Source organism: Pseudomonas brassicacearum, assembly GCF_000585995.1.
In the GTDB taxonomy this organism is placed as follows: Bacteria; Pseudomonadota; Gammaproteobacteria; order Pseudomonadales; family Pseudomonadaceae; genus Aquipseudomonas; species Aquipseudomonas brassicacearum_A.
Genome location: NZ_CP007410.1, coordinates 6,528,656 through 6,551,763, shown reverse-complemented (window position 1 = coordinate 6,551,763; position 23,108 = coordinate 6,528,656). Strand labels below are relative to the sequence as shown.

Sequence of the window (23,108 nt, the reverse complement as noted above, 5' to 3'; positions counted from 1 at the left end):
CTTGTTACCGATCAGCGTTGCGCTGCGGTCACACCAGCGGTGTTCGCGTCAGGCTGGGCAACCGGTGCCGACGGGTTGGCAGGCCAGGCCTTGCGGTCCAGATCCAGGTCCGGGAACTTGCTGGAGTCGAAGACCGGAACCTTGATGCCGGCCGAACGCTGGTCATCGTAGTCGCGCAGGATGCGCATGCCGACCTTGAACAGCAGGAACAGCGCGATCAGGTTCACGAACGCCAGCAGCGTCATGGTGATGTCGGCGAAGGCGAACACGGTGCCAAGGTTTTCGATGGCGCCCCAGAAAATCAGGACCAGCACCAGCGCGCGGTAACCCATCAGCACCTTGCGGTTGTCGCCGATCATGAAGCGCAGGTTGTTCTCGCCCAGATAGTAGTTGTAGAGGATCGAGGTGAACACGAACAACGACAGCGCCACGGAGATGAAGATCCGGCCCCAGTCACCGACTACCGCCGCCAGGGAGTTCTGGGTCAGGGCAATGCCGTCGCCTTCGAAGCCTGGGGTGTAGAAGCCCGACAGCAGGATCAACAGCGCGGTGCAGGTGCAGATCACGAAGGTGTCCAGGAATACGCTGAACGCCTGAACCACACCCTGGGCTACCGGGTGCTCGACCGACGCTACGGCGGCCACGTTAGGCGCACTGCCCAGGCCGGCTTCGTTGGCGAATACGCCACGCTTGACGCCCATGACGATGGCGCTGCCGATCAGGCCGCCGAAGGCCTGGTCCAGACCGAATGCGCTCTTGACGATGGTCGCCAGCATGCCCGGTACATGTTCGAACTGCAGGACGATCACATAGAGCGTCACAGCGATGTACGCCAGGGTCTTGACCGGTACCAGCAGGTCGGCCACCTTGGCGATGCGCTTGATCCCACCGATGAACACCAGGCCCAGCAGCACCGCCAGGCCCAGGCCGGTGTAGGTGGTGTCGAAGCCGAAGGCGTTGTTCAGGGAATGGGTAACCGCGTGGGCTTGCAGGCCGTTGAAGGCGAAGCCGAAGGTGACCAGCAGCAGGAACGCCATGATCATGCCCAACCAGCGTTTCTGCAGGCCGTGCTGGATGTAATAGGACGGGCCGCCACGGTACTGGCCTTCGGAGTCGCAGCGCTTGTAGAGCTGGCCGAGGGAGCACTCGAAGAAGCTGCTGGACATGCCGACCAGCGCGGTCACCCACATCCAGAACACCGCACCAGGCCCACCGAGGGTCACGGCGATGCCGACACCCGCGATATTGCCCGCGCCAACACGGCCGGCCAGGCTGAGCATCAAGGCCTGGAACGAGCTGAGCTGGTCAGTGCTGCTTTTTAGGCTGTCACGAAACACCGTGAACATATGGAAGAAATGACGGAACTGGACGAAACGCGAGCGGATCGTGAAGTAGCCACCGAGCCCGACAATGAGCACGATCAGCACTTTCCCTGAAAGGAAGTCGTTGATGACTTCAAGCATGAGTATTCCTCGCTATTTTTTGTTTAAGCAAATGCTGGCCATTTGGAAACATCGCGTTACATCGGCCCTTGGGCGGTTCGACAGGTAAGGCGATATTTCGTCCCGGTCCATTTTCGCGGGTTTGTTATTAGTTCGGTTTTCGCATGTTTAGGGTCTCGCTACTGACGACCGCTCACGCGAAGAGGGGCGGCACTATACCCATCAGTGCGGCACTCGTCTGCACGATTGTGGTGCGTCCGACGAAACGGACCCTTTGAAGCACCTGGCCGTCCGGTCAGGTTTCTGTGGGGGCGAACTGGCTCGCGATGGCTGACGACACGGTATACAACGGGCAGCGCACCGTCGTTTATCGCGAGCAGGTTCCCTCCTACAGGTTCGGTCATCCTTTGTGGCTATCAATTAAAAAAAGGGCTTGGGGAAGAACCCCAAGCCCTCAAAAGGTGAGAGGTGTCTAGTCCCTCGACCTGGTGAGCAATGGTCGCGTCGATCACGCTTTCAGCGGGACCAGACGCGGAGCAATCATGTTTTCCGGGCGCAGGATGTCGTCGAGCATGGCGTCGTCGAGCAAGCCTTCTTCGCGCACCAGTTCCAGCACGCCACGACCGCTTTCCAGGGCGACACGGGCGATGCGGGTGGCGTTTTCATAACCGATGTACGGGTTCAGGGCGGTGACCAGGCCGATCGAGTGTTCGACCAGCTCGCGGCAGCGCGCTTCGTTGGCGGTGATGCCCACGATGCAGTGCTCGCGCAGCATGTCCATGGCCCGTTGCAGCAAGCGGATCGAGTCGAAGATCTTGAAGGCGATCAGCGGTTCCATCACGTTCAACTGCAGTTGGCCGCCTTCGGCCGCGATGGTCAGGGCCAGGTCGTTGCCGATGATCTGGAACGCAACCTGGTTGACCGCTTCCGGGATGACCGGGTTGACCTTGCCGGGCATGATCGAGCTGCCTGGCTGGCGAGCCGGCAGATTGATTTCGTTGATGCCGGTGCGCGGGCCGCTGGACAGCAGGCGCAGGTCGTTGCAGATCTTCGACAGCTTGACCGCGGTGCGCTTGAGCATGCCGGAGAACAGCACGAAGGCGCCCATGTCGGAGGTGGCTTCGATCAGGTCGGCGGCCGGAACCAGCGGCTGGCCGCTGATGGTTGCCAGACGCTGTACGGCCAGGGCCTGGTAGCGCGGGTCGGCGTTGATGCCGGTGCCGATGGCGGTGCCACCCAGGTTCACTTCGGTAAGCAGTTCAGGCGCCAGGGTTTTCAGGCGCGCCAAGTCTTCGCTCAGGGTGGTGGCGAAGGCGCGGAATTCCTGGCCGAGTGTCATCGGCACAGCGTCCTGCAGCTGGGTGCGGCCCATTTTCAGGACGTGGCTGAATTCTTCACCCTTGGCGGCGAACGCCTGGATCAGGCTGTCGAGGCTGGCCAGCAACGCGTCGTGACCCAGCAGCAGACCCAGGCGGATCGCGGTCGGGTAGGCGTCGTTGGTGGACTGCGCCATGTTCACGTCGTTGTTCGGGTGCAGGTACTGGTATTCACCTTTGTTGTGGCCCATGGCCTCCAACGCGATGTTGGCGATGACTTCGTTGGCGTTCATGTTGGTCGACGTGCCGGCGCCGCCCTGGATCATGTCCACCACGAACTCTTCGTGGAAATCGCCGCGGATCAATCGTGCACAGGCTTCGCTGATGGCGGCGTGCTTGGCTTCGCTGAGCTGGCCCAGCTCGCGGTTGGCGTCGGCGGCGGCCTGTTTGACCATCGCCAGACCGACCACCAACTTAGGGTAATGCGAGATCGGAACGCCGGAGAGACGGAAGTTGTTCACCGCTCGCAGGGTCTGGATGCCGTAATACGCTTGCGCCGGTACTTCGAGTACGCCAAGCAGGTCTTTTTCTGTGCGGAATGATGCAGCGGAGGACATGATGGAAATCATCTCGATAAGGACCCGGTCTGAGCCGGAACGCTGTGAATCCTAGGCTTTCGAAAAAATTAGGGCCAATGCTGTTAAACACTGGCCTATGCATATTCGGCATAATGCCGGTGTGACGTTGGCGGTGCGGCGAACGTGTGACCTGTTTTGGTGCGTGTAACGGGAGGACGTGATGAATCTTGAAAGCAAATGGCTCGAGGACTTCAGTGCCCTGGCCGCGACGCGCAGTTTCTCCCAGGCGGCCGAACGGCGCTTCGTGACGCAGCCGGCTTTCAGTCGGCGAATCCGCAGCCTCGAGGCGGCGCTCGGGCTGACCCTGGTCAACCGCTCCCGTACACCGATCGAACTGACGGCGGCGGGGCAGCTGTTTTTGGTAACGGCGCGCACGGTGGTCGAGCAACTGGGCGAAGTGCTGCGTCATTTGCATCATCTGGAGGGCGGGCAGGGCGAAGTCATCCAGGTGGCGGCGGCCCATTCCCTGGCGCTGGGCTTCTTTCCGCGCTGGATTGCGCAGTTGCGCAACGAAGGGATGAACATCGCCACGCGGCTGGTGGCGACCAACGTCGGCGATGCGGTCCATGCATTGCGCGAAGGCGGCTGCGACCTGATGCTGGCCTTCTACGATCCGGACTCGGCGATGCAGATGGACCCGGAGATCTTTCCGTCACTGCACCTGGGCCAGACCGAAATGCTCCCGGTGTGCGCGGCCGATGCTGAGGGCAAGCCGCTGTTCGACCCGGAAGGCGAGGCCAGCGTACCGCTGCTGGCCTACAGCGCCGGCGCGTTTCTCGGTCGCTCGGTCAACCAGTTGTTGCGCCAGCGGGCGTTGCGTTTCACCACGGTCTACGAGACCGCCATGGCCGACAGCCTGAAAAGCATGGCCCTGGAAGGCCTGGGCATCGCCTGGGTGCCGCACCTGAGCGTACGCGCTGAATTGGCCCGGGGCGAACTGGTGATCTGCGGCGGCCCGCAATGGCACGTCCCCCTGGAAATCCGCCTGTACCGCTGCGCCCTGGTGCGCAAGGCCAATGTGCGGTTGTTGTGGCGCAAGCTCGAAGGCGGTGCGGCGCAGGGCGCCACCGGATCCTGAAAACAATGCAGAACCCCTTGTGGGAGCGGGCTTGCTCGCGAATGTGGAGTGTCAGTCGCCACCTACATGACTGACACTCCGCATTCGCGAGCAAGCCCGCTCCCACAGGGATTTAGGCTGTTCCCTCGCTGACCTGCGGGTCAATAAAACCGCCACTTCACCCCAAATGACAGATGGTCGGCGAAAGTGCGTTTAACGCACCGTTTTCGGTATACTGCCCGGCCTTCGGTCGGTTCGCCCGGCCATAATTCGTACAACAAGCCACGCCGGTTTCCTGCGTGGCTTGTTGTTTTTTGACGCGCCTGCGGGCGCCCAGAGAGAAGAGGCACGACGATGAGTGCACTGGTTGGCGTGATCATGGGCTCCAAGTCCGATTGGTCCACCCTTAGCCACACCGCCGATATGCTGGAAAAGCTCGGCATCCCTTACGAGGTGAAAGTGGTTTCCGCCCACCGTACCCCGGACCTGCTGTTCCAGTACGCTGAAGAAGCCGAGTCTCGTGGCATCGAGGTGATTATCGCCGGTGCCGGTGGCGCGGCCCACTTGCCAGGCATGTGTGCGGCCAAGACCCACCTGCCGGTGCTGGGCGTGCCGGTGCAGTCGTCGATGCTCTCGGGCGTCGATTCGCTGCTGTCGATCGTGCAGATGCCGGCCGGCATACCGGTGGCGACCCTGGCCATCGGCAAGGCCGGCGCGATCAACGCGGCCCTGCTCTCAGCGAGCATCCTGGGCGCCAAGCATCCACAGTTTCATACCGTGTTGAAAAAATTCCGCGCTGAGCAGACAGACAGCGTCCTGGACAATCCAGACCCACGCATTGCCTGAGGTTGTTGACGAATGAAGATCGGTGTAATCGGTGGCGGCCAGTTGGGTCGCATGTTGGCCCTGGCGGGTACGCCGCTGGGGATGAACTTCGCTTTCCTGGACCCGGCACCGGACGCCTGCGCTAGCGCGCTGGGTGAACACTTGCGGGCCGACTATGGCGACCAGGATCACCTGCGCCAATTGGCCGACGAAGTCGACCTGGTGACCTTCGAATTCGAAAGCGTTCCGGCTGAAACCGTGGCGTTCCTGTCCCAGTTCGTCCCGGTCTACCCGAGCGCCGAAGCCTTGCGCATCGCCCGTGACCGCTGGTTCGAAAAGAACATGTTCAAGGACCTGGGCATCCCCACCCCGGCCTTCGCCGACATTCAGTCCCAGGCCGACCTGGACGCCGCCGTGGCCGCCATCGGCCTGCCGGCGGTACTCAAGACCCGCACCCTGGGTTACGACGGCAAGGGCCAGAAAGTCCTGCGCAAACCAGAAGACGTGGTTGGCACGTTTGCCGAGTTGGGCAGCGTGGCCTGCCTGCTGGAAGGCTTCGTGCCGTTCACCGGGGAAGTCTCGCTGATCGCCGTGCGGGCCCGCGACGGTGAAATCCGTTTCTACCCGCTGGTGCACAACACCCACAAGGACGGCATCCTCAAACTGTCCGTCGCCAGCACCGACCATCCGTTGCAGGCCCTGGCCGAGGACTATTCCAGCCGGGTGCTCAAGCAGCTCGACTACGTCGGCGTAATGGCGTTCGAGTTCTTTGAAGTGGACGGTGGTCTCAAGGCCAACGAAATCGCGCCGCGGGTGCACAACTCCGGGCACTGGACCACTGAAGGCGCCGAGTGCAGCCAGTTCGAAAACCACCTGCGGGCGGTGGCTGGGCTGCCGCTGGGGTCGACCGCCAAGGTCGGTGAAAGCGCGATGCTCAACTTCATTGGCAAGGTCCCGGACAGCGAAAAAGTCCTGGCCATTGCCGATTGCCATTTGCATCACTATGGCAAGGCGTTCAAGGCCGGGCGCAAGGTCGGTCACGCCAACCTGCGTTGTGCTGACCGGGCCACCCTGGCCCAGCAGATCATCAAGGTCGAGACGCTGATCGCCGAGCAATAGTCTGGGTCGTCGTTGGAACCATTCGTCGGCCAACTTCTCTCATTAGCTAGGTGCCAAATCTGAACGGATCTGGCTCTAGCTATTCAACCAGAGGGAAATGCCATGGGAATCATTGGAACCATCTTTATCGGCTTGATTGTCGGCCTGCTGGCGCGCTTCCTGAAACCGGGCGATGACAGCATGGGCTGGATCATGACCATTCTGCTCGGTATTGGCGGTTCGTTGGCGGCCACTTACGGCGGCCAGGCCTTGGGCATCTACCAGGCTGGCCAAGGCGCTGGCTTCATTGGTGCCCTGGTGGGCGCGGTGGTGTTGCTGGTGATCTACGGCCTGATCAAAAGAAACTGATCCAAATGCGTCAAAGCCCTCTCTGCGGGCGCGCAGAGAGGGCTAAAATGCCCGGCGTTGCACTTCCCACTCATTGCCGAGCCCTTTCATGCGCCGTCTAGTGTTGACCCTTCTTCTGCTGGGCAGTGGCCTGGCCCATGCCGCCGAACTGCCGGAAACCGACTGGCTCGAATTGATGCCCAAGTCGGACCAGAAAGCCCTCGAGGCCATGCCCGAGATCGACCACGACTCTCCCGAAGCCAGCGGCACCTTCACCGAAAAAGGTGGCCTGAAACAAAGCAAAGGCCTGCCGGCGGTGATGTACTCCACCAAGACCGTGGCGTCGATGAACGACAAACACATTCGTATCGGCGGTTACCCCGTGCCGCTGGAAACCGACGCCAAGGGCCGCAGCACGCTGTTTTTCCTCGTGCCTTACCCCGGCGCCTGCATCCACGTCCCGCCACCGCCGCCGAATCAACTGGTGCTGGTGCGCTACCCCAAGGGCCTGAAACTGGACGACATCTATACGCCATTGTGGGTGACCGGCACGCTGAAGATCGAAAAGGTCGACAACGACCTGGCCAGCGCGGCGTATGCACTGGAGGCGGAGAAGGTGAGGGTGGTGCAGGAGGCGGATTTGTAACCGGCTGGTTGGCTCGACCCCAAACCCAATGTGGGAGCGGGCTTGCTCGCGAATGCGGTGGGTCAGTTGGCGCTTAGGTTGACTGACCCACCGCATTCGCGAGCAAGCCCGCTCCCACAGGTTTTTTGTGTCGGCTCAGAGCGGCTTGCTGCAGATGCTCACGCCCAGGGTATGGCTGGCCTCGGGCAACAGCGTCACCACATCGTCCATCACATTCGCCGTCTCGATGCACAGCATGCGCTGCCAGCCGTCGTCGGCCATGTCGCTGAAGGCCTTGGCGCGTTCGGTCCAGGGGTTCCAGATCACTGCCGAGCGCGAACCGCTGCTGGTCAGTTCGATCCGGCGTTCCCACTGTGGGTCGATGATGCTCAGCGTCGGCGGGGTATCGAGATAGATGCGGTCAGTCTCGCCGGCAAAGTGCAGATCGCCGGCCTGGGTGACAGTTTTCCAGTCGTCCAGGGTCTCGATGTAGTTCAAGCCATCCACCCCTTCGACCCGCACGTTGCGCACATCGCTCACGGCGAAGTAACTGTGCAGCGCCTGGCTGAGGCTGACGGTTTCGCTGCCACGGTTATGGCTGGTGAGGTGAATGTGCAGTTGCTCGTCCATCACGATGGTCAGCGTCAGGTCCACCTGATGAGGCCAGCCCGAGAGGCCGTTTTCGGGGTAGGGCAGCACGAACTCCACCTTGAGGCTTTCGCCTTCGGCTTCGATGCCCTTCAACTCCCAGTCCATCGCCCGCACCAAGCCGTGGGCCGTGGCCGGATCGTTGGTCACACGCATGGCCTGCACGCTGTCGGGGTTGCGCGTCAGGTTGCCGAACCACGGCCAGCACACCGGCACGCCAGCGCGGATGCTCTTGCCGGCCTTGAACGTGGCCTGGTCGTTGAGCCAGATCAGCGGCGGCTGGCCGTCCACTTGATAGCTGAGGATGTGCGCGCCTTGCTGGGTCACCAGTAACTCGGCCTGACCGTGGCGGATCCGCCAGCCGTTCAGTTCATCCAGTCTAACGGCTTCGACATGGGGCGTTGGCATGTTGCAAATCTCGCTCAGGAACAGGAACTGCAATGGACCGCAAAACGGCCGCCGTGTTTAACGGGCGCGCGGCGGAACCGAGCGGGTACGACCACTGCCGTCGATGGCAACGAAGACAAATACCGCCTCGGTCACCTTGCGCCATTCACTGGACAGCGGATCGTCGCTCCAGACCTCGACCATCATCTGGATCGAGCTGCGGCCGATTTCCAGCGCCTGGGTATAAAAGGAAAGCTGCGCACCCACCGCCACCGGCACCAGGAACGCCATGCGATCGATCGCCACAGTGGCCACGCGTCCGCCGGCCACTTTGCTGGCCATGGCGGTGCCGGCCAGGTCCATCTGGGACACCAGCCAGCCGCCGAAAATATCGCCGAAGCCATTGGTCTCGCGAGGGAGCGCGGTGATTTGCAGGGCCAGGTCGCCTTGCGGGATTGGATCTTCTTGTTCGAGCTCTATCATGCCGGGGGGGCCTCTGACCCGTAACGCTGTCTTGTTATTCAGGTGAATAGCCGTCTTTGAAAAAAACGATTCAGCCCGAACTGACTGCGTTCGTCACGTTTTTCGTAAAGGCGTGCCAAAGGGATACTCTGCGAAACCGGCTGGTTCTATTGCTACGCCACCAACGACGTTTTCGCACAGCAACCCCTTACAGAGTGTTGCAACGTTGCGAGTATATCGGGCGATAGACGTCGAGACGACCACTGGGTTCTGATTTCGACCGTCAATTACGCACCTCTATGTGCTTTTTCGAACAATTTGTTATCGTGCCGAACCTGCCCAGGCCCCAACCCGTGTTGTCAGGGTTGCAGAACCGACTAATAAGAGAAGCCCTCGCCATGACCCCTGCGCCTTCGAGCACAGCGATGCCCGCACAGCCCGCACGCCCACTGACCCGCAACGATTACAAGACCCTGTCGCTTTCTGCCTTGGGCGGTGCGCTGGAGTTCTACGATTTCATCATTTTCGTGTTCTTTGCCACCGTGGTCGGCAAATTATTCTTCCCGGCCGAAATGCCCGAGTGGCTGCGCTTGATGCAGACCTTCGGTATTTTTGCCGCAGGTTACCTGGCCCGGCCGCTGGGCGGGATCATCATGGCCCACTTCGGCGACCTGCTGGGGCGCAAGAAAATGTTCACCCTGAGCATTTTCATGATGGCTGTGCCAACCCTGATCATGGGCCTGCTGCCCACTTATGCCCAGATCGGCATGTGGGCGCCGATCCTGCTGTTGCTGATGCGGGTGATCCAGGGCGCGGCCATTGGCGGCGAAGTGCCGGGCGCCTGGGTATTCGTTTCCGAACACGTTCCGACGCGTCACATCGGCTATGCCTGCGGCACGCTGACCTGCGGCCTGACGGTGGGGATTCTCCTGGGGTCGCTGGTGGCCACAGCCATCAACAGCATTTATACGCCGGTGGAAGTGGCGGATTACGCCTGGCGGATTCCGTTCCTGCTGGGCGGTGTGTTCGGTCTGTTTTCGGTGTACCTGCGCCGCTGGCTCCACGAAACCCCGGTATTCGCCGAGCTGCAACTGCGCAAGGCCCTGGCCGAGGAAATACCCTTGCGGGCTGTGTTGCGTGATCATCGCGGCGCCATCGCGATTTCGATGCTGCTGACCTGGCTGCTGTCGGCCGGCATCATCGTGATCATCCTGATGACCCCGACGGTGCTGCAGACCGTTTACCACTTCAGTCCGACCACCGCGTTGCAGGCCAACAGCCTGGCGATCGTGTTCCTGAGCTTTGGTTGCATCGGCTCCGGTGTGCTGGCCGACCGTTTCGGCGCCGGGCGGGTATTTGTCTTCGGTAGCACGTTGCTGTTGATCACCTCCTGGACCTTCTACCACAGCCTGTTCGACCACCCCGAGTGGCTGTTTCCGCTCTACGCCCTGAGCGGGCTGTTGGTGGGCACCATTGGCGCAGTGCCTTATGTCATGGTCAAGGCCTTCCCGGCCGTGGTGCGCTTCAGTGGTCTGTCGTTCTCCTACAACCTGGCGTATGCGATCTTCGGCGGCCTGACTCCTATGATCGTCACCCTGCTGCTCAAGGAAAGCCCACTGGGGCCGGCCTATTACGTGGCGGTGATCTGCGGTATCGGGATTGCAGTGGGTGGCTATCTCTGGAAGAAGGGGCGCTAAGCTTAAGGCGGTGGCGATTCATTGTGGCGAGGGAGCTTGCTCCCGCTGGGCTGCGCAGCAGCCCTTTTTTGTGAGCGCTGCGCGCTCAAGCGGGAGCAAGCTCCCTCGCCACGGGTTCATTCGTCTCTGTAAATGAACGGGTCCTCTGCCTGACTCCTTTATTGGTGCCAATCATGTTGTAAACCCAATGCTGGCCTTTCATCCAATTGTCATATTTCAGCCATAGAGTGTTCACACGGCTTACCAATACTTGGCCGACTTAACACACCCTATCTGCTAGGAGTAAGGCATGAAACTGAAGCGTTTGATGGCGGCAATGACCTTTGTCGCCGCTGGCGTTGCGACTGCCAACGCGGTTGCCGCTGTTGACCCTGCGATCCCGGGCTACACCAAGACCACTGGTGTGTCGGGCAACCTGTCCAGCGTCGGCTCCGATACCCTGGCCAACCTGATGACCTTGTGGGCTGAGAACTACAAGAAAGAATACCCGAACGTAAACATCCAGATTCAGGCCGCTGGTTCGTCCACCGCGCCGCCCGCGCTCACCGAAGGCACCTCCAACCTGGGCCCGATGAGCCGCAAGATGAAGGACAACGAGCTGCAAGCTTTCGAGCAGAAGTACGGCTACAAGCCAACCGCTATCCCGGTAGCCGTGGACGCCCTGGCGGTATTCGTGCACAAGGACAACCCGATCCAGCACCTGACCATGGAACAGGTCGATGCGATCTTCTCGTCCACTCGTCTGTGTGGCGCTAAAGCCGACGTGAAAACCTGGGGTGACCTGGGCGTGACCGGCGACCTGGCCAACAAGCCGGTTCAGCTGTTCGGTCGCAACTCGGTATCTGGCACCTATGGCTACTTCAAGGAAGAAGCCCTGTGCAAAGGCGACTACAAGCCAAACGTCAACGAGCAGCCAGGCTCGGCTTCGGTTGTGCAGTCGATCAGCTCCTCGCTGAACGGCGTCGGTTACTCGGGCATCGGCTACAAGACCGCCAGTGTGAAGACCGTGGCCCTGGCCAAGAAAGGCAGCACTGAGTTCATCGAAGACACCGAAGAAAACGCCCTGAACGGTAAGTACCCGCTGTCGCGCTTCCTCTACGTTTACGTCAACAAGGCGCCGAACAAGCCTCTGGCCCCGCTGGAAGCCGAGTTCGTCAAGCTGATCCTGTCCAAGCAAGGTCAGGAAGTCGTGGTCAAGGACGGTTACATCCCGCTGCCAGCCAAGGTTGCCGCCAAGGCACTGGCTGACCTGGGGCTGTCGGAAGGCGGCAGTGTCGCCAAGAAGTAAAACCTGAGCCCGGGCCCGGGCCAACGCCCGGGCTCTCTGTGGGAGCGGGCTTGCTCGCGAATGCGGTGGATCAGTCGGCATCCATGTCGAATGTGTTGGCCCCTTCGCGAGCAAGCCCGCTCCCACAGACACGAATTTTCCGTCCGCTGCCGCTTCTAGCTGGCGGCGGATTTGTTGCGTCACTTCATTGTCATCTTTCTGTCATACAGGATCGCTAGGGTGTGCGCATGAATGATCTGGCCAATTCCACAATGACTACGACTTCCCCTCCCAAGCGCATTGATTTCAATACGCCTGAGCTTCAACGCAAGCGCCGTATTCGCGCGCTCAAGGATCGCCTGACCCGCTGGTACGTCTTGATCGGCGGCCTCGCCGTCCTGGCCGCCATCACATTGATCTTCTTTTTCCTGGCCTACGTGGTGCTGCCCCTGTTCCAGGGTGCGGACCTGAGCGCCAAGGACTCGATCACCCCGGCCTGGATGCAAGACGCCGGCAAACCCCTGATGATCTCCATCGAAGAGCAGAACCAGGTGGCCATGCGGATTTCCGACAAGGGCCAGGCGCTGTTTTTTGACATCAACAGTGGCGCCGAACTGCGCCGTGTCGACCTGCCGATTCCCGCCGGGACCAGCGTGACTTCCATTGGCGAAGATCAGCCCGGCCACCCGCTGGTGGCAATCGGTCTGTCCAACGGCCAGGCCCTGGTATTGCGTCACACCTATAACGTCACCTACCCGGACGGCAAGAAAACCATCTCGCCGGCCATCGAATACCCTTACGGTGACACGCCCATCGCGTTGAACGAGCAGGGCGCGGCCCTGGAGCATGTCAGCCTCAACGCCACCGATTCGACCCTGCTGCTAGCCGGCTCCAGCGGTGCCCAGCTGCAAGTGCTGTCCCTCAGCAGCGAAGAAAACATGATGACCGGTGAAGTCACCAGCGAGCAGACGCGTATCGATCTGCCGCAAATGACTGAACCGGTGAAAAACATCTTCGTCGACCCGCGCCAGCAATGGCTGTATGTGATCAACGGTCGTGCCCAGGCCGACGTGTTCAGCCTGCGGGACAAGAGCCTCAACGGTCGCTACAAGTTGCTGGAAAACGGCGAAGCCCAAGTCACCGCGGCGACGCAGTTGGTGGGCGGGATTTCGCTGATCGTCGGCGACTCCAAGGGTGGCCTGGCCCAGTGGTTCATGGCCCGTGATCCGGACGGCGAACTGCGCTTCAAACAGATTCGTACCTTCCAGATGGGCAGTGCGCCCATCGTCGAGATCAGCGCCGAAGAACGTCGCAAAGGCTTCGTCGCCCTCGACGCGGCCGGTAAGCTCGGCGTGTTTCACAGCACCGCTCATCGCACCCTGTTGGTGGACCAGGTGGTCGATGGCCAAGGCCTGTTCGGCATGTCGCCTCGGGCCAACCGCCTGATCGTGGAACAGGGCGGCAAGCTGCAACCGCTGACGCTGGACAACCCGCACCCGGAAGTGTCCTGGAGCGCGTTGTGGAGCAAGGTTTGGTACGAAAACTACGACGAACCTAAATACGTCTGGCAATCGACCGCCGCCAACACCGACTTCGAACCTAAGCTGAGTCTTTCGCCGCTGACGTTCGGCACCCTCAAAGCCGCGTTCTACGCGATGCTGCTGGCGGCGCCCCTGGCGGTTGCCGCGGCGATCTACACCGCCTACTTCATGGCGCCGGGCATGCGCCGCAAGGTCAAGCCGGTGATCGAGCTGATGGAAGCGATGCCGACGGTGATTCTCGGCTTCTTCGCCGGCCTGTTCCTGGCACCGTACGTCGAAGGACATCTGCCGGGCATTTTCAGCCTGCTGATGTTGCTGCCGATTGGCATCCTGGTGGCGGGTTTCGTGTTCAGCCGCTTGCCTGAATCCATCCGCCTGAAGGTGCCGGAGGGCTGGGAAAGCGCGATGCTGATCCCGGTGATCCTGTTCGTCGGCTGGCTGTCGCTGTACATGAGCCCGTACATGGAGGCCTGGTTCTTCGGCGGCGACATGCGCATGTGGATCTCCCATGACCTGGGCATCACCTACGACCAGCGCAACGCCCTGGTGGTCGGCCTGGCGATGGGCTTTGCGGTCATCCCGAACATCTACTCTATCGCCGAAGACGCCGTGTTCAGCGTGCCGCGCGGCCTGACCCTGGGTTCGCTGGCCCTCGGTGCTACGCCGTGGCAGACCATGACCCGCGTGGTGATTCTCACCGCCAGCCCCGGCATCTTCTCGGCGCTGATGATCGGCATGGGCCGTGCAGTGGGTGAAACCATGATCGTGTTGATGGCCACCGGTAACACGCCGGTCATGGAGATGAACCTGTTCGAAGGCTTGCGCACCCTGGCGGCCAACGTGGCGGTGGAAATGCCTGAATCGGAAGTCGGCGGCAGCCATTACCGCGTGCTGTTCCTCTCGGCGCTGGTGCTGCTGTTGTTCACCTTTGTCATGAACACCCTCGCCGAGCTGATCCGTCAGCGTCTGCGCAAGAAATATTCGTCGCTTTAAGAAAGGTAGAAGTCTGTGAAACAGAACTCCCTGAAAGGATGGTTCAAGAGCGGCGCCCCCGGCGTCTGGATCAGCGGTGGCGCGGTGTCCATCGCGGTCATCATGACCATTGGCCTGCTGGCAGTGATTGCCGTGCGCGGCCTGGGCCACTTCTGGCCGGCGGACCTGATCCACGCCAGCTACAACGTGCCGGGCATGCCTGCGCACCTGGTGGTGGGCGAAGTGGTGCAGAAAGAAGAAGTGCCTCGCGAGCGCCTGAAAAGCGCCGGCCTGCCGGTGCCGGACGAAGGCCCCGAGTTCATGACCCGCGAGCTGGTCAAGGTCGGTAACCGAGACCTGAACGGCACCGACTTCACCTGGATCGTCGGCGATTGGCTGACCAACCAGACCACGCCGCCGGAGCTGATGGCCATCGAGCGTCGTGAGTGGGGCAACTTCTACGGCTATCTGGTCAACGTCAAGGAAGACGGCAAGGTCATCGCCGAAGGCGAGGCCGCCTGGCCGCAACTGCAGGCCCGCGTAGAGCGCGTCAACCAGCTGGCCGCCCAGCTCAAGACCCTGGAAAAAGTCGACATCGGCGCCATTAACGCCGGCTTGGAGCGCATCCGCCTGCACGGTCGCAAACTGGAGCTGGACGGCAAGCTCGACGCGGCGGCCCAGGCCGACTTGGAAAGCGAACGCGCCGAACTCAATGCCCGTTACAAGGACATCGAGGCGCGCCTGTCCGACCTGCACACGCAGTTCAACCGTGACAGCCTGACCGCCCGGGATGCCAACGGCAAGGAAGTGGAAATCGGTATCGGCAAGGTGGTGCACGCCTACCAGCCGAACGGCATGGGCACCTTAACCAAGCTTGGTTTCTACTTCAGCAAGGTCTGGGAGTTCCTCAGCGACGACCCTCGTGAAGCCAACACCGAAGGCGGGATCTTCCCGGCGATCTTCGGCACGGTGATGATGACCCTGATCATGGCGATGATCGTGACCCCGTTCGGCGTGCTGGCGGCGGTGTACCTGCGTGAATACGCTCGCCAAGGGCCGATGACCCGCCTGATCCGCATTGCGGTGAACAACCTGGCGGGTGTTCCGGCCATCGTTTACGGCGTGTTCGGCCTGGGCTTCTTTGTCTATGTGCTGGGTGGTTCGGTCGACCGTCTATTCTTCCCCGAAGCCTTGCCGGCACCGACCTTCGGTACCCCGGGCCTGCTTTGGGCGTCCCTGACCCTGGCGCTGCTGGCGGTACCGGTGGTGATCGTGGCCACTGAAGAAGGCCTGGCGCGGATCCCGCGGACCGTGCGCGAAGGCTCCCTGGCCCTCGGCGCGACCAAAGCCGAGACGCTGTGGAAAATCGTATTGCCCATGGCGAGCCCGGCAATGATGACCGGCATGATCCTCGCCGTGGCCCGCGCCGCCGGTGAAGTGGCGCCACTGATGCTGGTGGGCGTGGTGAAACTGGCCCCGTCGCTGCCGCTGGACGGCAACTACCCATACTTGCACCTGGACCAGAAAATCATGCACTTGGGCTTCCACATCTATGACGTGGGCTTCCAGAGCCCGAACGTCGAAGCGGCACGGCCGCTGGTGTACGCCACGGCGCTGCTGCTGGTGCTGGTGATCGCTACGCTCAACTTGTCGGCGGTGTGGATCCGTAACCACCTGCGCGAGAAGTACAAGGCACTGGATAGTTAATGGTCCATGCGGATCCTGTGGGAGCGAGCTTGCTCGCGAAGCTTTTGGCGGCCTTGATGGCCCCTTCGCGAGCAAGCTCGCTCCCACACTGATCGGCGTTCACTGGAATTTTATGGGGCCGCCACACAGGCGTTCCGAACCGAATTTGTTAGCACAGGGAGCCTCCCATGCAACACGAAGTACAAGCACGCGGCATCAACATGTCGGCCCTGGGCCGCGACAAGCAAAGCCTGGACCTGGCCCAGGAAACCGTCGCCATCGAAGTGCCCGGCCTGAGCCTGTTCTACGGCCAGAAGCAGGCGCTGTATGACGTCAGCCTGAACATCCCGAAACAGCGTGTCACCGCGTTCATCGGTCCGTCGGGCTGCGGCAAGTCGACCTTGCTGCGCACCTTCAACCGCATGAACGATCTGGTGGACGGCTGCCGCGTCGAGGGTGAAATCAACCTCTACGGCCACAACATCTACCGCAAGGGCGAGGACGTGGCCGAGTTGCGCCGCCGGGTAGGCATGGTGTTCCAGAAGCCCAACCCGTTCCCGAAAACCATTTACGAGAACGTGGTCTACGGCCTGCGCATCCAGGGCATCAACAAGAAGCGCATCCTCGACGAAGCGGTGGAGTGGGCGCTCAAGGGCGCGGCGTTGTGGGATGAGGTCAAGGATCGCCTGCATGAGTCGGCACTGGGCTTGTCCGGTGGTCAGCAGCAACGTCTGGTGATCGCCCGCACCATCGCCGTGGAGCCGGAAGTGTTGCTGCTCGATGAGCCTTGCTCGGCCCTGGACCCGATCTCGACGCTGAAAGTCGAAGAGCTGATCTACGAGCTCAAGTCCAAGTTCACCATCGTCATCGTGACCCACAACATGCAACAGGCGGCCCGGGTTTCGGACTACACCGCGTTCATGTACATGGGCAAACTGGTGGAATTCGGCGACACCGACACCCTGTTCACCAATCCGGCCAAGAAGCAGACCGAAGACTACATCACTGGTCGCTACGGCTAGCCGTAGAGCCGCAAGCTTTAAGCTGCAAGCGGCAAGTCAATGGGATCCGGGTAACGACATACATCAGCTTGCAGCTTGTAGCTTGCAGCTCACAGCTTTTGCGGAGCAAAACCATGATTTCGAAGGAAGGCCTTACTCACCACATTTCCGCCCAGTTCAACGCCGAGCTGGAGGAGGTGCGCAGCCACCTGCTGGCCATGGGCGGGCTGGTGGAAAAGCAGGTCAACGACGCGGTGACCGCACTGATCGAGGCCGATTCGGGCCTGGCCCAGCAAGTGCGCGAGATCGACGACCAGATCAACCAGATGGAGCGCAACATCGACGAGGAATGCCTGCGCATCCTGGCCCGTCGTCAGCCGGCCGCGTCCGACCTGCGCTTGATCATCAGCATCTCCAAGTCGGTGATCGACCTGGAGCGGATCGGCGACGAAGCCACCAAGATCGCCCGTCGTGCCATCCAGTTATGCGAAGAAGGTGAAGCGCCGCGCGGTTACGTCGAGGTTCGCCACATTGGCGACCAGGTGCGCAACATGGTCCGCGATGCCCTGGACGCCTTCGCGCGCTTCGACGCCGACTTGGCGCTCTCGGTGGCCCAGTACGACAAGATCATCGACCGCGAATACAAGACTGCCCTGCGCGAGCTGGCGACCTACATGATGGAAGACCCGCGCTCCATCTCCCGGGTGCTGAGTATCATCTGGGTGCTGCGTTCCCTGGAGCGTATCGGCGATCATGCACGCAACATCTCGGAACTTGTGATCTATCTGGTGCGAGGTACCGATGTGCGGCACTTGGGGCTCAAGCGAATGAAGGAAGAAGTTGAGGGCACGCTGTCCGAAACTGCTAATGTTCCGGGCGAAACTGACGATAAGTAAGATTGCCCGAGAAAAGCGCCCGGCCTTCTGGCCGGGCTTTTTTTTTGTGGCCTTTTTAATCGAAAGCAGCACCCCGCGAACGAAGAGTCCCGGCGTGACTGAAGGTTTTTTTTGGCGATGTGCCATCAGTAAAAGCGGTATGCTTGCCGGGATTTTTTAGAGGTGTATCTGGATGAGTAAGGTCAGTGTGTTGGTCGTGGACGATGCTTCGTTCATTCGTGACCTGGTGAAGAAGTGCCTGCGCAACTACTTCCCGGGCATCCGCATCGAAGACGCCGTGAACGGCAAGAAAGCCCAGTCCATGCTGGCCCGTGAGGCGTTCGACCTGGTGCTGTGCGATTGGGAAATGCCGGAAATGTCCGGTCTGGAACTGCTGACCTGGTGCCGTCAGCAGGACAACCTCAAGGGCATGCCGTTCGTGATGGTCACCAGCCGGGGCGACAAGGAAAACGTCGTCCAGGCGATTCAGGCCGGCGTTTCCGGCTATGTCAGCAAGCCGTTCACCAACGAGCAACTGCTGGGCAAGGTCAAGCAGGCGCTGCACAAGGTCGGTAAGCTCGACACCCTGATGAACAGCGCCCCGACCAAAATGAATTCGGCATTCGGTAATGACTCCCTTAGCGCCCTGACCGGCGGTAAGGCGGCTCCGGTTGCCGCAGTGGCGTCGGCGCCTGCGGTGAACCCTTTTGCCAAACCCGCCGTGGTTGCAGCTGCCGCTCCCGCCGCCGCTGCGCCGGCCCGCGGTCTGCTCAACAGCCCGCCCGTCAAAGCCCCGGCCGCCGCCGCGCCGACCGCCAATCGTGGCCAGGGCCAGTTGCGCCTGTCCAGCGGCACCCAGCAATGCGTGATCAAGGCCCTGAGCCTCAAGGAAGCGTTGCTGGTGGTCAAACGCACCGACACCCTGCCGCAAGTGCTCGAAAGCGCGGTGCTGGACATGGAGCAGGGCGACAATGCTGAAACCGCTCGCCTCAATGGTTACCTGCACGCCATCGTCGCCCATGAGCAGACGCCAGACAGCGAATGGCTGCAGCTGACTTTCCGCTTCGTCGACAAAGACCCGCAGAAACTCGACTACATCTCCCGCCTGATCGCCCGCGGCACGGCGCAGAAACACTTCGTACCTGGCGCCTGATTCGGCGGCGCCTGTCAGTCCGCCATCGCGAGCAAGCTCGCTCCCACAGGGGATCTTCAGTTCACTGGATCGAGTGTGGGAGCGAGCTTGCTCGCGATGGGGCCATAAGATCCAACACCGATCGCTGATCCAATTTTGAAACATCCGTCGACTACGCGGGTCCATTCCAGCTGCTAGGCTGCTGTGCAGGCCTTCATCATTCGACAGAACCTTTGCCCATGCTCGAGCCCTTGCTGTTTGCCTGTGGTCTTGTCCTGGCCTCCACCTCGGCCGTGGCCATGACGATCTACAAATCCACCGATGCCAATGGCGTGGTGTCCTATAGCGACCGTCCCAGCCGAGGCGCCCAGGTGTTCGTGTTTCGCGACCGCATGGTCGAGCGCCTGGAGCGCCAGGTGTTTCTCGACATCAAGAAGCAGAAAGGTGCGGACGCCGTCTATGTGCGCAACGACCTGTACGCGCCAGTGGAAATCGAGTTGAGTTTCGCCGGGCTCAGGAACGTGAGCGGCGCGCCGAGCCGGCCGATTCGTCGGGTGCTGCCGGCGCGCAGCAACCTGCGCCTGGCGCTGCTCACGGCCACGCAGCCTGGCAGGCCGCTGACGTATACCCCAAGGTTCGAATATTCCCTGGGCGACCCTGCCGGCGCGGCACAGGCCTATCGCTACCCATTGCCGTGGCGTGGCGGGCCGTTTCGGCTGAGCCAAGGTGCCAACGGCCAGTACAGTCACTATGGCCCGAAAAACCGCTACGCCATGGACATTGCCATGCCTGAAGGCACCCCCATTATTGCGGCGCGGGGCGGCGTGGTCATCAAGACCGAAAATGAGCAGACCGGCCGAGGGGACGACCCCTCAGGCAACTTCGTGCGGGTGCTGCACGATGACGGGACCATGGGCGTCTACCTGCACTTGCAGAAGGGCTCGGTGAGCGTGCAGGAAGGGCAGCGAGTCGTGGTGGGTACGCCATTGGCGCTGTCCGGCAACACCGGCAACAGCTCCGGCCCGCACCTGCATTTCGTGGTGCAGCGCAATACCGGGTTGGGACTGGTGTCGATTCCCTACCAGTTCAATCAACCGGTGGGTGACTTGCCCAACTTTGCGTTGGGCAAGCAATAGTCCTGGTCACGCCGATCCCCTGTGGCGAGGGAGCTTGCTCCCGCTGGGCCGCGAAGCGGCCCCAAAAGCGACGACTGCTTCGCAGCCGAGCGGGAGCAAGCTCCCTCGCCACAGGGATCGTGTCCCCCGCCCTAAACAGGCTTGGGGGCCGGTCGATACTCAATCGAGCATCAACACCTTCGCCAGAATGATCTTCGGCCCTTTCATCTTCTTGATGATGATCCGCAGGCCTTCGACTTCCAGCACTTCTTCCTCTTCCGGTACCCGCTTGAGGGTTTCATAGACCAGCCCGGCGAGGGTTTCGGCTTCGATATGGTCCAGGTCTATCCCCAGCAGGCGCTCGACCTTGAACAGTGGCGTGTCGCCGCGCACCAGCAGCTTGCCCGGCTGGTAGGCCAGGATGCCGCGCTCGGCCTTGCGATGTTCGTCCTGGATGTCGCCCACCAGCACTTCCAGCACGTCTTCCATGGTCAGGTAGCCGATGATGTTGCCATCGGCTTCCTCGACCAAGGCGAAGTGCGAGCCGCCCTTGCGGAACTGCTCCAGCAACTGCGACAGCGGCATGTGCCGAGATACGCGCTCCAGCGGCCGGGTCAGTTCGGCCAGGTTGAACGACTCGGGAATGTGATCCAGGGCCGCCAGTTCCAGCAGCAGGTCCTTGATGTGCAGCAGGCCGACGAACTCCTGGCGCTCGCTGTCATACACCGGATAACGGCTGAACTTGTGGCGACGGAACATCGCCAGGATTTCCTTGAGCGGCGCGTTGAACTCCAGCGTCACCAGGTCTTCCCGGGAGTTGGCCCAGTCCACCACTTCCAGCTCGCCCATCTCCACGGCCGAGGCCAATACGCGCATGCCTTGGTCGCTGGGGTCCTGGCCACGGCTGGAGTGCAGGATCAGCTTGAGTTCTTCACGGCTGTAGTGATGCTCGTGATGCGGGCCGGGCTCGCCTTGGCCGGCGATGCGCAGGATGGCGTTGGCGCTGGCGTTGAGCAGGTAGATCGCCGGGTACATGGCCCAATAGAACATGTACAACGGCACGGCGGTCCACAGCGACAGCAGTTCGGGCTTGCGGATCGCCCAGGATTTGGGCGCCAGCTCACCGACCACGATGTGCAGGTATGAAATGATGAAAAACGCCGTGAAGAACGACACGCCCTTGATCACTTCCGGCGACTCGACGCCGACCGCGCCCAGCAGCGGTTCGAGGACATGGGCGAACGCCGGCTCACCGACCCAACCCAAGCCCAGGGAGGCGAGGGTGATACCCAGCTGGCAGGCCGACAGATAAGCGTCGAGCTGGCTGTGGACGGTACGCAGGATATGCCCGCGCCAGCCGTTCTGTTCGGCGATGGCCTCGACCCGGGTCGAGCGTAGCTTGACCATGGCAAATTCGGCCGCAACGAAAAAACCGTTGAGCAAAACCAGGATCAGAGCAAAAAGAATCATGCCGAATTCGGCGAAGAGTGTTGCGAGGGACAAGCCAGGGGAAGGGTCCATGATGGAGTTTTGCGGGTTCCGTATGTTCGTAAAGGTTAGAAATGAGTACCTGAAAAGGCAGGCACAAGTCAGCCAATGTAGCGGCTGACTCGACGGTTGCCTAGTGGTGAGTGCCGGTTGGCATCAATCGGCACGGCTGGCCAGACGGGCGCGAACCACCTGCGCCGGGGCGAAATGGCAGGTAAACGTGCTGCCGTGGCCTGGCACGCTGCTGATTTCCATGCGTCCGCGATGACGTAACAAAACGTGTTTCACGATCGCCAGGCCCAACCCGGTGCCGCCGGTGTTGGAGTTGCGGCTGGAGTCGACGCGATAGAAGCGTTCGGTCAGGCGTGGCAGGTGTTTGCTGTCGATGCCGATGCCGGAATCCTGCACGCTCAGGTGCGCGCCTTGCTCATCGCCCCACCAGCGCACACGGATCCGGCCCTGCTCGGGGGTGTACTTGACCGCGTTGAACACCAGGTTGGAAAACGCACTGCGCAGTTCCGCTTCGCTGCCTTTGAGTTGCACGGCCGGATCGGCTTCCAGCGTGATGCTCTGCTGTTTGGCGCCGGACAGTTCCTGCGCATCTTCAGCGATGGTTTGCAGCAGATCGTCGATGGGCACCGGTTGGTTGTCCGACGGATAATCGGTGGCTTCCAGCTTCGCCAGCAGCAGCAAGTCATTGAGCAGGGTCTGCATGCGCCCGCTTTGCTGGTGCATCTGCTGCAAGGCCCGGCTCCAGCGCGGGTTCACTTCCTCGACGTTGTCGAGCAGGGTTTCCAGGTAACCGCAGATCACCGTCAACGGCGTGCGCAGTTCGTGGGAAACGTTGGCGATGAAGTCCTTGCGCATCTGCTCCAGCTGATGGATGCGCGTGACGTCCCGCACCAACATCAAGTGCTCGTTATTGCCATAGCGGGTGATGTACAGCTGGATGCGCAGCCGATCATTGGTGGGCGAAGGAATCTCCAGGGGCTCGGCGTAATTGTCCTGCTCGAAATATTCCTTGAAGCGCGGATGACGCACCAGGTTGGTCACCGGCTGGCCGCTGTCCTGGGGCGTCTTGAGGCCCAGCAGGGTCTCGGCGGCGCGGTTCCACCATTCCAGGTTGCCATCGCTGTCGAGCATGATCACGGCGTCTTTCAGCGCCGCAGTGGACTCCTGGACCCGGTCGATCACCGCTTGCAGCCGACCGCGCACGCGCTGGTCGCGCCGCTGCAGGTGGTAAATGCTGTCGAACACTTCACCCCACAGGCCATAGCCGTCGGGCGGGGCTTCGTCGGGTTGGTGCAGGCGTAGCCATTCATGCAGGCGCAGCAATTGCTTGAGGGTCCAGGCCAGGTAAAGCGCCAGGCCCGCGGCCAGGCTCCAGCCGTAGTAGCCGCTGATCAAGCCGATCACCAGACAGCCGGTCACCAGCAACAACATGTGGCGAATCAGGGTGCCATGCCAGTTTTGATTCACGTGACGCGC

The 23,108-nt window shown here is 61.5% G+C and carries 19 protein-coding genes; 13 read left to right on the top strand and 6 right to left on the bottom strand.

Annotated elements, in window-relative coordinates; all coding sequences use genetic code 11:
• Window positions 1-11: 11 nt before the first annotated feature.
• Window positions 12-1,463: an alanine/glycine:cation symporter family protein gene (locus CD58_RS28320; protein WP_025216215.1), complete on the bottom strand. Its 1,452-nt coding sequence runs from the start codon at window positions 1,461-1,463 to the stop codon at window positions 12-14.
• 487 nt (window positions 1,464-1,950) lie between these two features.
• On the bottom strand, window positions 1,951-3,375 hold the full coding sequence (aspA, locus tag CD58_RS28315; RefSeq protein WP_025216214.1) for an aspartate ammonia-lyase: 1,425 nt from the start codon (window positions 3,373-3,375) through the stop codon (window positions 1,951-1,953).
• 181 nt (window positions 3,376-3,556) lie between these two features.
• Here aspA and CD58_RS28310 point away from each other — a divergent pair, with 181 nt between their 5' ends.
• From CD58_RS28310 to CD58_RS28290, 5 genes are all read left to right on the top strand, one after another.
• Window positions 3,557-4,474 carry a LysR substrate-binding domain-containing protein gene (locus CD58_RS28310; protein ID WP_025216213.1) on the top strand — a complete coding sequence of 306 codons (918 nt, stop codon included), beginning with the start codon at window positions 3,557-3,559 and terminating at the stop codon, window positions 4,472-4,474.
• A 333-nt stretch (window positions 4,475-4,807) separates the two neighbouring features.
• Window positions 4,808-5,299 (top strand): 5-(carboxyamino)imidazole ribonucleotide mutase, encoded by a 492-nt coding sequence (gene purE / locus CD58_RS28305; RefSeq protein ID WP_003187060.1) that lies wholly within the window; start codon window positions 4,808-4,810, stop codon window positions 5,297-5,299.
• Window positions 5,300-5,311: 12 nt separating this feature from the next.
• A complete protein-coding gene (locus CD58_RS28300) occupies window positions 5,312-6,397 on the top strand; it encodes a 5-(carboxyamino)imidazole ribonucleotide synthase (RefSeq protein ID WP_025216212.1) in 1,086 nt (361 codons plus the stop codon).
• A gap of 102 nt (window positions 6,398-6,499) precedes the next feature.
• Window positions 6,500-6,745 (top strand): GlsB/YeaQ/YmgE family stress response membrane protein, encoded by a 246-nt coding sequence (locus tag CD58_RS28295; RefSeq protein WP_003196372.1) that lies wholly within the window; start codon window positions 6,500-6,502, stop codon window positions 6,743-6,745.
• Window positions 6,746-6,833: 88 nt separating this feature from the next.
• A complete protein-coding gene (locus CD58_RS28290) occupies window positions 6,834-7,370 on the top strand; it encodes a DUF3299 domain-containing protein (RefSeq protein ID WP_025216211.1) in 537 nt (178 codons plus the stop codon).
• A 135-nt stretch (window positions 7,371-7,505) separates the two neighbouring features.
• On the opposite strand, the gene CD58_RS28285 is transcribed toward CD58_RS28290, so the two are convergent.
• On the bottom strand, window positions 7,506-8,405 hold the full coding sequence (locus CD58_RS28285) for a D-hexose-6-phosphate mutarotase (RefSeq protein WP_025216210.1): 900 nt from the start codon (window positions 8,403-8,405) through the stop codon (window positions 7,506-7,508).
• Window positions 8,406-8,462: 57 nt separating this feature from the next.
• Window positions 8,463-8,867 (bottom strand): acyl-CoA thioesterase, encoded by a 405-nt coding sequence (locus CD58_RS28280; RefSeq protein ID WP_003177184.1) that lies wholly within the window; start codon window positions 8,865-8,867, stop codon window positions 8,463-8,465.
• Between the two features lie 377 nt (window positions 8,868-9,244).
• On the opposite strand from CD58_RS28280, the gene CD58_RS28275 reads away from it, so the two are divergent.
• The 8 genes from CD58_RS28275 (at window position 9,245) to CD58_RS28240 (ending at window position 20,153) form a co-directional block, all read left to right on the top strand.
• Complete coding sequence (locus CD58_RS28275; protein ID WP_025216209.1) at window positions 9,245-10,543, top strand: MFS transporter; 1,299 nt, start codon at window positions 9,245-9,247, stop codon at window positions 10,541-10,543.
• Between the two features lie 289 nt (window positions 10,544-10,832).
• Window positions 10,833-11,831, top strand: coding sequence for a phosphate ABC transporter substrate-binding protein PstS (locus CD58_RS28270; protein ID WP_025216208.1), 999 nt, complete (start codon window positions 10,833-10,835; stop codon window positions 11,829-11,831).
• Window positions 11,832-12,310: 479 nt separating this feature from the next.
• Complete coding sequence (locus CD58_RS28265) at window positions 12,311-14,344, top strand: ABC transporter permease subunit (RefSeq protein WP_200868938.1); 2,034 nt, start codon at window positions 12,311-12,313, stop codon at window positions 14,342-14,344.
• A 15-nt stretch (window positions 14,345-14,359) separates the two neighbouring features.
• Window positions 14,360-16,030, top strand: coding sequence for a phosphate ABC transporter permease PstA (pstA, locus tag CD58_RS28260; RefSeq protein WP_025216206.1), 1,671 nt, complete (start codon window positions 14,360-14,362; stop codon window positions 16,028-16,030).
• Between the two features lie 167 nt (window positions 16,031-16,197).
• Complete coding sequence (pstB, locus tag CD58_RS28255; RefSeq protein ID WP_025216205.1) at window positions 16,198-17,031, top strand: phosphate ABC transporter ATP-binding protein PstB; 834 nt, start codon at window positions 16,198-16,200, stop codon at window positions 17,029-17,031.
• Between the two features lie 113 nt (window positions 17,032-17,144).
• Window positions 17,145-17,906 (top strand): phosphate signaling complex protein PhoU, encoded by a 762-nt coding sequence (gene phoU, locus CD58_RS28250; protein ID WP_025216204.1) that lies wholly within the window; start codon window positions 17,145-17,147, stop codon window positions 17,904-17,906.
• A 172-nt stretch (window positions 17,907-18,078) separates the two neighbouring features.
• Window positions 18,079-19,038 (top strand): response regulator, encoded by a 960-nt coding sequence (locus CD58_RS28245; RefSeq protein WP_025216203.1) that lies wholly within the window; start codon window positions 18,079-18,081, stop codon window positions 19,036-19,038.
• Window positions 19,039-19,256: 218 nt separating this feature from the next.
• Window positions 19,257-20,153 carry a peptidoglycan DD-metalloendopeptidase family protein gene (locus CD58_RS28240; RefSeq protein ID WP_025216202.1) on the top strand — a complete coding sequence of 299 codons (897 nt, stop codon included), beginning with the start codon at window positions 19,257-19,259 and terminating at the stop codon, window positions 20,151-20,153.
• Between the two features lie 159 nt (window positions 20,154-20,312).
• Here CD58_RS28240 and CD58_RS28235 read toward each other — a convergent pair whose 3' ends face one another.
• Window positions 20,313-21,653, bottom strand: coding sequence for a hemolysin family protein (locus tag CD58_RS28235; RefSeq protein WP_025216201.1), 1,341 nt, complete (start codon window positions 21,651-21,653; stop codon window positions 20,313-20,315).
• Between the two features lie 123 nt (window positions 21,654-21,776).
• On the bottom strand, window positions 21,777-23,063 hold the full coding sequence (gene phoR / locus CD58_RS28230) for a phosphate regulon sensor histidine kinase PhoR (RefSeq protein ID WP_235195337.1): 1,287 nt from the start codon (window positions 23,061-23,063) through the stop codon (window positions 21,777-21,779).
• Window positions 23,064-23,108: the final 45 nt, after the last annotated feature.